Raw genomic sequence first — 12072 nt, 5'->3', positions numbered from 1 at the left:
CGCTTGTAGTTGCCATTTAACGTCGTACGCGGTCCTTGGTGTTCGTTACTAATGTAATTTTTAATTTCTTCACGCAGGAGCAGTTCCAATTTCTCCTGCACAAGTTTAGTTACAGCATTTTCAAGTAGATCATTGAACGCATTTTCGGGTATAGTAGTCATCGAGTAGGGCTCCTTCTTGGTGATCTCAGCAATCCCGAGGATACCCTACTTTTTTGTTGCCTGTGAAGGCTCCAAATGTTGGTACACAAACTATTTTACTTCATCGCATAGTAGGTCTGCATTGCTCTATAGCCCGATTTTCTCGGGCTATTGCGAGCATAGTAGGTCAGCGTTGCTCAATAACCCGATTTTCTCGGGCTTCAGCAACGGTTCTCGCTAAAAACGACCCTCAGCATCCGCTGTGGGCCGTTCTTGATTCCGCCCCGAGGGGAGCTTATTCTTCCTTTTCCGCCCCGAAGGTCAGCCTATTCTTTCTTTTCCCCCCGAAGGGCGGCCTATTCTTCCTTGAATACCGGACTCAGCGACAACTCGAAAGCGATCCGCTTCTCATCCAGTCGATACTGGTCGAGCAGCTGCGGGCCGCATGAGCCCGAGCCAACGCCGCTCATCTTGTAGTCGATGTTCACGATCGTCTGGTCTCGGCGGGCCAGCTCCGGCGTATGCTTCGCGGCCGCCAGATCGGCCGACGTAACATGAAGCGCCTGGAACGAGAACGGCTCCGGCGCGTCGAAGCGCAGTCCCATGCCGAGCTCGCTGGTCACCATCGCCCATTCCGTTCCGTAACGCGAGCCGTTTTCCTGCGGCATGACGTACTTCTGCGCCATTTCGTCCACCGTCTGCAGATAACGCCCCTTGCGAACGCTCGCGCGTTTGTCGATGTAGCTCTCATGCGGGCCGTAGCCGAAGTATTCGACCTCTTCCGTCCCCTTCGGCATAACGAGCTCCAGACCGATCCGCGGCAAATAAGGCAGATTCTCGCGGACGTCGGCAGCGAACGATACTTTCGCCTCTCCGCTGGGCAAGAACGTCCAAACCGCTTCCCCCTTCAAGAACGGACTGCGGATATAGCTTCCGAGCGAAAATGCGACCTTCACTTGCACGGACGAGTCGGATAACATTTCCCATGAGCTGGCGTACGTCTTCATGACGGCGCGATCGAAACCTTCGTATTCCCACTCCTTGCGGATATACATGTCGTTGTCGGTAGGCGCACGCCACACGTTAAAGCGGACGGGCTCGTCGATCATGCGGACTCCATGACGCCTAATGGATGCGATCACACCTTTGCCGAGGTCGAATTTATATTCGAAATCGAACCCTCTAACCATCAGAACGCCGCCGCTTTCTACGGCTGTCATAAATTCCGAGCGGTAAGAAGCCGCTGCGCCAGCCGTCTCATCCTTCTCTGCTCCAGTCTCGCCGCCGCTAGCAGCAACCTCAGCCGCCGCTGTCTCGAACTGTGCGAACGCCACCTCGTGGCCGGGCGCCGCCCAGACCGTCTCGCCATGCTGCCAGATCGATAACGTCAGCACGCAGCCGTCTCCTTCGGCAATAGGCTGGCGATAGCCGAGCCGCAAGGTTTGCGTCTCTCCGGCCGCCGCTTCCAGTGCCCCAGTCGAGCCCTGATCGATTAGAACGCCGCCATACTCCAGCTTCCAGCGCAACGACAGATGCGACAGATCGATAAAGTCGTAGCGATTCGTAACCCGCACGATGCCCTCGTTCACATCGTCCGCCTCTAAGACGACCGGCGCGATAATTTGCTTCAGCTCCAGCAGGCCGACATGCGGCTTGCGATCCGGCGACACCAAGCCGTCGATGCAGAAGTTGCCGTCGTTCGGCTTGTCGCCGAAATCGCCGCCGTAGGCGAAATAATTTTCTCCCTCCGGCGTCTTGACCGCTATGCCGTGATCGCACCATTCCCATACGCAGCCGCCCATCAGCTTCGGCTGAGCGTAGATGACGTTCCAGTAATCCCGCAGATCGCCGGGACCGTTGCCCATCGCATGGCTGTATTCGCAGAGAAACAACGGCTTCGTCTTTGACTCGTCCAGCGCATAGGCCTCAATCTCAGCTACCGACGCATACATGCGGCTCTCCAGGTCCAGCGCCTCGGTATTCTCGTCACCCTTATAAAGCGCGGCCGCCCCCTCATAATGAACCAGCCTGGATTCGTCGCGCTGCTGCACCCACTCCGCCATCGCGATATGATTGCCTCCGTAGCCGGATTCGTTGCCAAGCGACCAGATGAGGATCGAGGCGTGGTTTTTGTCCCGCTCCACCATCCGAACCGCCCGTTCGACAAATGATTCCTTCCAGTCGGGATGTACCGCGAGCTTGTGAAAGGAGCCTTCTTCCCTCGTTCCCGTGTTCACGACGCCGTGGCATTCCAGATCCGCTTCGTCGACAACGTAGAAGCCGTATTCGTCGCACAGATCCAGGAAACGCGGATCGTTGGGGTAATGCGATGTGCGGATCGTATTGACGTTGTGCTGCTTCATCAGGTTCAAATCTTTGATCATATGGTTCAGCGGGATCGTCTGCCCGAGCGACGGATGGGAATCGTGACGATTAACCCCCTTGAGCTTGATCGCTTTCCCGTTCACACGGAACACGCCGTCTTTTACTTCGACCTTGCGGAATCCGATACGGAATAGCAACACTTCAGAGCCGGCATGCACGTAAAGATCGTATAACCGCGGCTGCTCCGCATTCCAGAGCTCCGGCTTGGACAAACCCAACTCAATTACGCCGCTGCCCGCAATTATGGCGCTTCCATCGGCGACCAGATCGCCATCAGGCGCGTAGAGTTCCGTTCGTACTGACAGTTCGCCAGACGTCTCAAGCTCAGCACGAACGATTCCTTCTGTGAAATCGCCCGACAGCTCCGGCTTTATAAATGCGTCGCGGACATGCGCCGCTTCTCTGGAGACTAGATAGACATCGCGGTAGATGCCGGAATAACGCCACAAATCCTGATCCTCCAGGTAAGTGCCGTCGCACCACTTCAGCACGAGCACGGCCATACGGTTGGTTCCCGCCTTTACATAAGGGGAAAGATCGAATTCGGACGGAATCCGGCTGCCTTGGCTATAACCGACGAACGTCCCGTTGACCCAAAGATAAAAACAGGCGTTAACTCCTTCGAAGACGACATGCGTTCGTTTGCCATCCGCGATCCATGCTGCCGCTACGTTAAACTCCCTTACGTATGCGCCGGCCGGATTGTCATCCGGAACGAACGGCGGATCGTACGGGATGGGATAATTGACGTTCGTATAATGCAACTGGTCGTAACCGTTATTTTGCCAGCAGGATGGCACAATGAGCTCGTCCCAGGTTTCATGCACACTTGAAGTATCCTCGTAAAAAACCTCCGTCACATCGCTTACGCTGCGATAGTATCGGAATTTCCAAGCACCGTTCAGCGTCTGAAAATAGGAAGATCCTCCTCGTTTGCCGGATTTCGCAGCTGCCGCGCTGCCATAAGGGATAAACGACGCCCGCGCTTGCTCCCTGTTCACCCCAAGAATGTCCAGCCGTTCCCAATAACGTTCGATATCGATCATGTCCGCATACCTCCTAATGGTTTGCTTCCATTATAGATGTGCGTTATGATACGTTGGAACAGCCAAAACGGACAAATACCCATACAAAATGGACAAGGAGCCATTGCCATGGAGCTGCTGACTCTTAGGGGAAACCTCAATCAGACATTAAGCGAGCTGCTGCCGCTCACCGTCTATACGGCCGGAATGGAGAATCAGAGGTCGATTACGAGGATGAAAGGTTTCTCCGCACATCAGTTATTTCTCACGATATCCGGATCCGGCCGATTCCGGAGATTGGGATCCGAAAAGGACAAATGGGACATTCTTAAAAGCGGCAATCTACTGTACATCCCCGCCGGCTGCGCGCACGAATATATGCCGCAAGAAAGCGAGGCGTGGCATGTCGCCTACGTAACCTTCCTGGAGAACTTCGGCAATACGTTAAAGGGATGGGGCTTTCGGGATATTCCCCGTCTGTTCGCAGTGACCGATATTCCCGCAATCACGGGACGAATTCGCGACATCTGGACCCATTCCGGCGGTGCCCCCGATCTATGGCATACCTCCGAAGCGTTGTACGCTCTGATGCTTCATATCCTTAAAAGCAATCAGGAGCAACTCCCATCCGCTTCGCCCGTCGCGCTGCCCGACAGTTACCGGGAATCCGCAGTCGACACGGCGGTCCAGTTTCTGCGGGATCACCTGAACCGCCCGATTACGATCGCATCGCTTGCGGAGCATGTCGGATATTCGCAGAAGCAGCTGACTCGCCTGTTCCGCTCCGCGCTGGACACGACGCCCCTGCAATATTTGCACAAGCTGCGCTTGCACACCGCGCGCCAGATGCTAAACGAATATCCCGATCTGAGCATCCGACAGATCGCCGCTTATGTCGGAATGGAGCCCGTCTACTTTACCCGATTGTACAAGCGGGCCTATAACGAGCTGCCGTCGCACAAACCGGACAAATAAGCCTTTATCCGGATTTCGCATAATCAGCCGCAGAACATGCGCAAGCTAGAGAAAAGATTTATACTTGAATGATACACTTGAAACAATCAAAGGAGAGCCTGCTATGCCCGTCGTGCAATCATTTGATCCAAAAGTCATTTCCCTCCTGCAAGAGAAAATCAAACTTATTCCTTCTGCCGAAGGAGACGGCGCCATCTACCTCGTCGGCCCCATCAAACTGCCGGTGAACCTGGACGGCGAAACCGCGGAGTTTAAGTGGTATTGCTGGCTGAACTGCAAGGAGGTAACGGAAAACTTCGAGGCGATCGTCGCCAAGCTGTCCGCGTCCAATCTGGCGGAGCTTCAACAATCCAGCGTGCTGGTTCACGGCGATTTCGCCGATGATGCCTCCGCTTTGATCCGATTCCACTCCATCTGCCACACCGGCGATATATTCGGCAGCAAACGATGCGACTGCGGTTATCAGCTCAAGCAGTCCATGAAGCACGTTGTCGAGCACGGCAGCGGGGCTATCTTCTACTTGGCCAACCACGAGGGCAGAGGCATCGGATTGTTCAGCAAGGCACTCGCCTATATCCTGCAGGAAAATGGCTACGATACCGTGGACGCCAATCTCCAGCTTGGTTTCGCGGACGACTCGCGCGATTACGGCGACGCGATCAAGGTGTTGAAGTCGCTTCGGACGAAACCCGTCACGCTGATCACGAATAACCCCAAAAAGCTGGAGGCGCTTCGCCAGGCCGGATTGGACGTCGAGGACCGTGTACAGCTATGGGGAGACGTCTCCGATTACAACCGCAACTATTTGGAAACCAAAATACAGCGCTCCGGCCATCTAAACGATAACGAACGATGCTGCAACAACGATTAACGGAATTAGCCGGCTCTATCGCAAACAAGCCAAGACAACCCGCAAGGGTGCCTTGGCTTCTTCTAGCGTTATCGGTTAATTGGGTCCTCGAAACGGCGGATTCATGAGAGGGAATACGTTTCGGAAGCCGGACAAGCCCCGCATCACCTCAACCGGTCCTTCCCATGTCATTGCCACGAAATCGGCGAGGGTCGGATGCTTCTTAAGCTCGATTAACTCATGTTTCTTCCAGTTCTCCACAGGAATCGCCGAATCCGGCAGCTGCGCCAGACCCGGAAATCTTTTTGGTTTCAAGACCGTCTGACTAATCGTGCCTTTAATGACTGGCTGGCTTCGGACAGCCCCCTTAAACTTGAGCTCCTTTACTTTCATCCAATCCCGAATGCCTTCGGCAGCCGGTTTCTTTCGCTTGCCATATCGGTACCACAGCACTCTGCCGTCCCGCGTGAACGCGTACAGGACGCCGTCCGCCGCAGCGGCAACGGCCTGGAATCCGTTCCAGCCGGTGCCGATTTCGGCGCGAGGCTCCCATTCGCTCGTTCCTTTCAAGTACCCGGCATGAACATGGCGCTCCAGTACGCCGTCCTCGCGGATGGCGTAAATAACGCCATACCCGCCAGAGAAGACGTTGGCGTATCCGCCCCAGCCGGTGCCAACCTTGACGCCGGGAGCCCAGGTGGCCTCGTCCCCTCCGTAAGCTGCTCCGTCATGACGATACCATATCAAGTCTCCGTTTGGATGAATGCTATAGACGATGTATTCTCCTCCCGGGAATACGGATTTGAAGCCGTTCCAGCCATGCCCAACTTGAATTGGCGCTCCGCGCCAGCTCCCGGTTCCTTCGAAATAGCCGTCGTGGCCGTACCACATCAACTTCCCGTCCGGGAGAATGCCATACAAAGCGGCACCGCCTCCGGAGAACACCGTCTTGAATTCTCCCCAACCGTTGCCGATCGTAATGGGACCTGTCCATTCCTTCGATCCGCCGGGCTTCGCCGCCTCTTCGTTGCGATACCAGCGAAGTTCCGCATTTTGGGCAATGACGTACAAGCAGGCGGGGGCGTAAGTTTCCTCCGTCGAAAACCGCCCTACAAACGGCTTCCTAACGGTACCTGCATGCGAGACGCGCTCTAACGTTTCCGCCAAAGCCTGCAACACCTCGATACCACATTCGGTCTCCGCATCAATCTCAAGCGAAGGCGATCCGAGATTGTCCGGATTCACCGTACACAACACGTGATCGCTCTCCATCGTCAGATCGAAGTGATCCCCGCGTTTGACGTCGCCGTTCATCCAATTCCGAAGCTCGAACATAAATCGGCAAACCCGGTTCACCGGATGTTTGTCGCTGGCGATGGGGAAGGCGCGTATTTGCCATTTGATGTGCTCCGGGATTGAATGAGGCTCGCTTGCTTCCCCACCCGCATATTTATCGAAGCCAGGACGAACCGACACAGCCGCAAGATGTCTGGCGATCCGACCGGCGTCATCATCCAGCCGATGCCTCGCGTTCATTTGGACGACCTTCTCCCGTGCTGCCAGCCAAGTAAGAACGGCCATCAGATAGACGGGCAACGTCGGCAAATGTTTGAAGACATTTGATGCCAGCGAAGTAACGTCATGCGTATTCCCCGTTTGGGGATCGAAGACCTCCTTCGTGACGACATCCGTCCATCTCCATATGTCATAGTCGTTGCGGAGGAACTTGTCTAACGTAATACCGACCGCGTTCGCGTTTCGCACCGCCGTCTCGATGTCCGGCGACGGAACGCGCATGGCCAGATGGACTTGCCGAATCTCGTCCAGATAATCCAGCAGGTCGCGGTTCGTCCCGCGATTCGACTCCTTGGCAACTTCATTGACGAGTTCGTCCATTCTTTCGTCCAGCAAGTTCAGCACGAAGATGATGCCATCGATCTGCTTCCCGATATCCCGCAGAGCGTCCGGGATCGTCGTATCGTTTTCCATCCAGCTTAGCACTTCCATAATAAACGCCACACTGCCGATCGCCGTCGCAATGCCCGCACCGACTGGCCCGGCAGCGGGCAAAAGCGCCGCCATCGTGCCCGCAACGGAAGATTCGAGCTTCAATCCTTTTTCGGTGAACCCCGCCATCAACAATTCCTCCTTGATTGGAAATCGTTTTATTAGCGCTGTTCGATGACCGTATGCGCGCGAAACCGATGAACGGCGCCAATTCGGAGAGAGTCTATCATTCCGCTGGACGGGGTGTCAATCGACTGCGCCTCCTATCTTTCCGTCGTTCCGATCGATCAAATTCGACATAATTTGTTAGGCAGGAAGGCGCATTTCGAAGTACGGGGATTAATTAATAGACCACTTTGACCGGCGTTCTCGTTTTGGCGGATTCCATAATCGCGAGTATAACCATCGTCGTATTGAAAGCATCGTCAACGGTCACATGGAACGGCTCGCCCGACGCAAGCTGGTCGACGAAGTGGCGAATGCTTTCGTAAGCGAAGCCCTTCGGCTTGCCGTGGATAAAGTGGCGCACCAGCAAATCGGGGCGGTCCGCCTTGGTCTCCGTGAATCTCTCCATCATTTGGCTATGCGTCGGATCAATGTTGAACATCCCTTTTGTACCCGTAATATTCAGCTTCATGTCATTGACGTTGGGATTGGTGTTCGGCGTTATCCAGCCGTTCTCCATCGTGGCGATGCCGCCTTTGCGGAATTCCAGAATGGTCTGGTAGATATCGGCCGTATCCACGCCTTCCCCTTTCAGAATCCCTTCCCGCGATACGGCGTACACCCGCTCCACTTCGTCGTCGAACAACCAGCGCAATACGTCCACGCTATGGTATCCGAGGAACCAAAGAATAGACGACTTGGCCGCCCAGGGCAGCAGATCGGTGGCAACCCACTTGATATCGTTCAAGCGATAGTAGGCGCTGTAAGGCTCGCCGATCTCCCCTTCTTCGATCGCCTGCTTGGGAATGGCGAACAGCGGGCTCCATCTGCTGTGCAGATCCACCATCATGCGCACGTTGTTGCGTTTCACCGCTTCGATAATTTCAAGCGCTTCCTCTCGCGAGGTCGTCAGCGGCTTCTCGATAATCATATGTTTGCCCGCGTTGGCCGCGTCCACCGCCACTCTCGTATGGGCAAAATCGGGCGTGACGATCGCCACCGCATCGATTCCTCCGGTTCGCAGCATCTCGTTATGATCCGTGTATACGCGGGAAGCAGGAACGCCGAACTTCTCGGCGAGCGCGGCGGCCCGCTCCGCGTTCATGTCGCATACCGCAGCCACCTCGGCATGCGGATGATCGTTATAAATATAAGCGTGCGTCTGGCCCCATGTTCCCGCGCCGACGATTCCCATTTTAATTGTTGTCATGACCTTCATCGCCTTTCATTCGTTGGTTCGATTCATGAGTTGAATTATTTCACGCCGCCGAAGGTTAGGCCGCGAATCATATACTTCTGCACGACCATGGCGAACAGCAACACAGGCAAAATAGTGACGATGCCGATCGCCGACATCTCGCCCCATGCAACTCCGCTTACGGACAAGAAGAGCGTCACGGTCGTCGGAAGCGTCGATGCGTCCGCGCTGGTCAGGAACAGGGCGAACACGAACTCGTTCCAGGAATTGATGATGCAGAAGATCGCGGTCGCGATAAGCCCCGGGGTCGCAAGCGGCAAAATGATCTTGACGAATACCTGGAATCGGGAAGCTCCGTCCACGAACGCCGCTTCCTCCAGCGCGACCGGAATTTCCTCGAAGAAACTGCGCATCATCCATATCGTGAAAGGAATGTTAAACAGCATGTAGCAAATGACGAGCACCAGATGCGTATCCAGCAGGCCGAGCATGCTCGCCATGACGAAAATCGGAATGACGGAGGCCATAGGCGGAAGCATCCGCAAGCTCAGTACCCAGAACGCCCGGTTCTCCTTCTTCTTGAATTCGAATCTGGCGAAGCCGTAAGCTGCCAAACCTCCCAGGAAAATCGATATCAACGTCGTAAGCAGAACGACGATCGCGCTGTTCTTTAAATAATCCATCGCGTGCCTGTCCTCGAACACGGCTCTGAAATTGTCCATCGTCGGAGTGAAGAACCATATGGCCGGATCGTACGTTTGCGTCCCCGTCTTCAAGCTAATGATGAGCATCCAGAGGAACGGGAACACGCAGAACACGCATACCAGCAATAACAGGATCGCCGTCGTTGCGCCGACTTTTTTGTTGCCCAGCGGATTCATCCTTTGCTCTCAACTCCTTTCCGGTAAAGCCTGATCAGCACCATGCTGATGACCGTCGTGAGCACGAGCAGCACGACGGAAACCGCCGCCGAACGCCCGATCCATCCCGTCCCGGCGAAGCCGAGTCGATAGACGTGAAGACTAAGAAATTCCGTAGTGCTGCCAGGGCCGCCCTGCGTCAGGGAATAAGGAATGTCGAACGTCTTGAGCGAGTCGATCGCCCGGAAGATGACCGCCAGCAGAATCATCGGCCAGAGCAGCGGCATCGTAATATTGCGGAATACTTGCAGCTTGCCGGCTCCGTCGATTGCCGCAGCTTCGTACGGATCGGACGGCAGCGAGCGCATGCCGGCGTATATAATGAGCGCCACGAACGGCGTATTCTGCCACACATCAACGAGAACGGTAGACCAGAACGCGTTCTCCCCCGACAACCAGATCACTTTGCCGCCGAAAAATTGGAGGAAGTAGTTCAGTACGCCGTATTCCGCGTTCATCATCAGCTTCCAGATTTGACCGGTAATGCTCGGCGTCATCGCCACCGGCACGATCATGCAGGCGAATACAAGAAACTTGAGCTTGAATTCGCGGTCCAGCAATACCGCCAGCCAGAAGCCGAGCAGCAGCTCGATGGCCGTGGTCACAAGCATGAAGCCCAGGCTGATGGATACCGAATACCAGAATTCGGCGTCTTTGCCAGTGAATAGTCGCATATAGTTTTCAAGCCAAACAAAGTCGAATGTCGGATAACCAAGCTCATAATTTGTCAGGCTCAGCCCGTACAGAAAGATGGTCGGAATAATCGTCAAAGCTCCAAGTATAACGATGGCGGGCATGATGTAAACGAGATGAGGTCTCTTCTTGAAATAGGAGCGAATCATTGCTGTCACCTTCCTTGCGTATATTGACCGGAGGCGCGCTGGCGCCCCCGGCCGCCGATTCCCGCGTTAACCGGCAATATCCTCCAGTTCTTCTTGCGCCTTCCGGGCGGCTTCTTCGGCGGTCACTTCCCCGAACATGGCGGCACTCACGTAGTAGCCGACCCGGTCCAGAATTTGACCCATCTTCTCATGCGGCGGAATCCAGGAGATGCCTTTCTCCACCAGCACGTTGGCGTCGTTCAGCGCTGCCAGCTGCACCGGGTAGGATGGATCGGCGGCCACAAGCTCCTGATCTTCGTAGATGGATGTCCGTACCGGCACGCCTCCGCCCTCGACGTAAGCTTTGGCATTAACTTTGCTGTTCATGTAGACGATGAACGCCCAAGCCGCTTCCTTGTTTTTGGACAGCGAGGAGATGGACATGTTCCAGCCGGCGAGCGCGCTGGCCTTGCCGTCAGGTCCTTCCGGCGTCGGAGCGAACGCGACCTTGTCGTACACCTGCGAGCTTGCCGGATCCAGGATGCGCTTCGCCAGCGCCGTCGCGTCCAGCCACATAGCGCTCTTGCCCGTCATGAACGCGGACAATGCTTCTTCATGCGTGTAGGACACGACGTCTTTCGGAGCGTTCTTAAGCAGATCCACGTAGAATTGCAGCGCTTCGACCGTCTTGGGATCGTTCATCGTTACTTCGCCCGTCTGCTGATTGATAAATCCTCCGCCGAAGTTGTACATGATCGTCATCAGGCCGGATGCCGCATGGACGCCCCGTTGCGCCCTCATGGAGACGCCGTACAAACCGTCTTCCTTGCCGTTAAAGAATTGCGCCAGCTCCAGGAATTCATCCATCGTTGTCGGCGCCTGCTTGCCGTACTTGTCGAACAAGTCCTTGCGATAAGCAATGAACCGGGTTTCGCCGGCCGTCGGAATGCCGTACGTCTTCTCCTCGTATTTGCTGATGCCGTTGCGATAGGCGGGAATAATATCCTCGTAATCGAACCAGGCCGGCGTAAGCGACTCGTTTCCGATATATTCGTCAAGCGGTTCGACGACCTTTTTCGCGCCGTATTCGCTCATCCAGAAACCATCGACCATCAGCACGTCATACGAACCCGTTTTGCCCGTGTAGTCGAGCAGTTGCTTGTTCTTCAGATACGTTTCCTCCATCACTTCCCACTTCACCTTGATGCCCGTCAGCTTCTCGAAATCCGCCGTCAGCTTCTGGAACGATTCCGTGGACGGATGGCTCGCGAAAGCCAGATTTAACGTGTCACCCTCGTATTGGCTTTTGATCGTCTCTCCCCACGCTTCGATCGTATCCGTTGCTCCTGCGGACGCGCCGCCGCCGTTGCCCCCGTTGTTGCCCGTTCCCGCCGAATTGCCGTTGCCGTTGCCCGATCCGCAAGCGGAAATGACGGCGGCAAGCAGCATTACCGTTGTTAGCTTCGTCCATTTGTTCGACATGTCTGCACACTCCCCTGTTCGAAATTTGAGTCATAATACCTCACACCGATATCAACCTTTTTATGCGATGTCGGTTGTGACAGTTCAAATCATAACGCGATAAA

8 protein-coding genes and 1 pseudogene are annotated in these 12072 nt (G+C 55.2%); 2 read left to right on the top strand and 7 right to left on the bottom strand.

Going from position 1 to position 12072, the window contains the following annotated elements:
* Positions 1–161: pseudogene (locus B1748_RS38180) on the bottom strand (IS256 family transposase); the annotation flags it as partial.
* A gap of 335 nt (positions 162–496) precedes the next feature.
* Positions 497–3571: a glycoside hydrolase family 2 TIM barrel-domain containing protein gene (locus tag B1748_RS22160; RefSeq protein ID WP_087570129.1), complete on the bottom strand. Its 3075-nt coding sequence runs from the start codon at positions 3569–3571 to the stop codon at positions 497–499.
* A 108-nt stretch (positions 3572–3679) separates the two neighbouring features.
* On the opposite strand from B1748_RS22160, the gene B1748_RS22155 reads away from it, so the two are divergent.
* Together B1748_RS22155 and B1748_RS22150 are read left to right on the top strand one after the other, a co-directional pair.
* The gene (locus B1748_RS22155) at positions 3680–4525 is read left to right on the top strand and encodes a helix-turn-helix domain-containing protein (protein ID WP_087570128.1); all 846 of its coding nucleotides are present in this window, start codon (positions 3680–3682) and stop codon (positions 4523–4525) included.
* 103 nt (positions 4526–4628) lie between these two features.
* A complete protein-coding gene (locus tag B1748_RS22150) occupies positions 4629–5396 on the top strand; it encodes a GTP cyclohydrolase II (RefSeq protein ID WP_087570127.1) in 768 nt (255 codons plus the stop codon).
* A gap of 75 nt (positions 5397–5471) precedes the next feature.
* Here B1748_RS22150 and B1748_RS22145 read toward each other — a convergent pair whose 3' ends face one another.
* The 5 genes from B1748_RS22145 to B1748_RS22125 all read right to left on the bottom strand — a co-directional run bounded on the left by B1748_RS22145 (position 5472) and on the right by B1748_RS22125 (position 11968).
* Positions 5472–7511, bottom strand: coding sequence for a tachylectin-related carbohydrate-binding protein (locus tag B1748_RS22145; protein WP_087570126.1), 2040 nt, complete (start codon positions 7509–7511; stop codon positions 5472–5474).
* A 214-nt stretch (positions 7512–7725) separates the two neighbouring features.
* Positions 7726–8757, bottom strand: coding sequence for a Gfo/Idh/MocA family protein (locus tag B1748_RS22140; protein WP_087570125.1), 1032 nt, complete (start codon positions 8755–8757; stop codon positions 7726–7728).
* Between the two features lie 44 nt (positions 8758–8801).
* Entirely contained in the window at positions 8802–9626 is an 825-nt protein-coding gene (locus B1748_RS22135) for a carbohydrate ABC transporter permease (RefSeq protein WP_087570124.1), read from the bottom strand.
* Positions 9623–10507 (bottom strand): carbohydrate ABC transporter permease, encoded by an 885-nt coding sequence (locus B1748_RS22130; protein WP_087570123.1) that lies wholly within the window; start codon positions 10505–10507, stop codon positions 9623–9625. The genes B1748_RS22135 and B1748_RS22130 overlap by 4 nt, the downstream gene beginning before the upstream one ends.
* Positions 10508–10573: 66 nt before the next feature.
* Entirely contained in the window at positions 10574–11968 is a 1395-nt protein-coding gene (locus B1748_RS22125; protein WP_087570122.1) for an extracellular solute-binding protein, read from the bottom strand.
* Positions 11969–12072: the final 104 nt, after the last annotated feature.

It is taken from the genome of Paenibacillus sp. MY03 (genome assembly GCF_002165585.1).
Lineage (GTDB): Bacteria > Bacillota > Bacilli > Paenibacillales > Paenibacillaceae > Pristimantibacillus > Pristimantibacillus agaridevorans.
This window is presented reverse-complemented; position numbering and strand designations above follow the sequence as displayed.

Excerpts from the sequence above, each read along its gene's own strand:
- B1748_RS22155 (WP_087570128.1), top strand. The coding sequence starts at position 3,680 with ATGGAGCTGCTGACTCTTAGGGGAAACCTCAATCAGACATTAAGCGAG.
- B1748_RS22130 (WP_087570123.1), bottom strand. The coding sequence starts at position 10,507 with ATGATTCGCTCCTATTTCAAGAAGAGACCTCATCTCGTTTACATCATG.
- B1748_RS22150 (WP_087570127.1), top strand. The coding sequence starts at position 4,629 with ATGCCCGTCGTGCAATCATTTGATCCAAAAGTCATTTCCCTCCTGCAA.
- B1748_RS22125 (WP_087570122.1), bottom strand. The coding sequence starts at position 11,968 with ATGTCGAACAAATGGACGAAGCTAACAACGGTAATGCTGCTTGCCGCC.
- B1748_RS22145 (WP_087570126.1), bottom strand. The coding sequence starts at position 7,511 with ATGGCGGGGTTCACCGAAAAAGGATTGAAGCTCGAATCTTCCGTTGCG.
- B1748_RS22135 (WP_087570124.1), bottom strand. The coding sequence starts at position 9,626 with ATGAATCCGCTGGGCAACAAAAAAGTCGGCGCAACGACGGCGATCCTG.
- B1748_RS22140 (WP_087570125.1), bottom strand. The coding sequence starts at position 8,757 with ATGACAACAATTAAAATGGGAATCGTCGGCGCGGGAACATGGGGCCAG.
- B1748_RS22160 (WP_087570129.1), bottom strand. The coding sequence starts at position 3,571 with ATGATCGATATCGAACGTTATTGGGAACGGCTGGACATTCTTGGGGTG.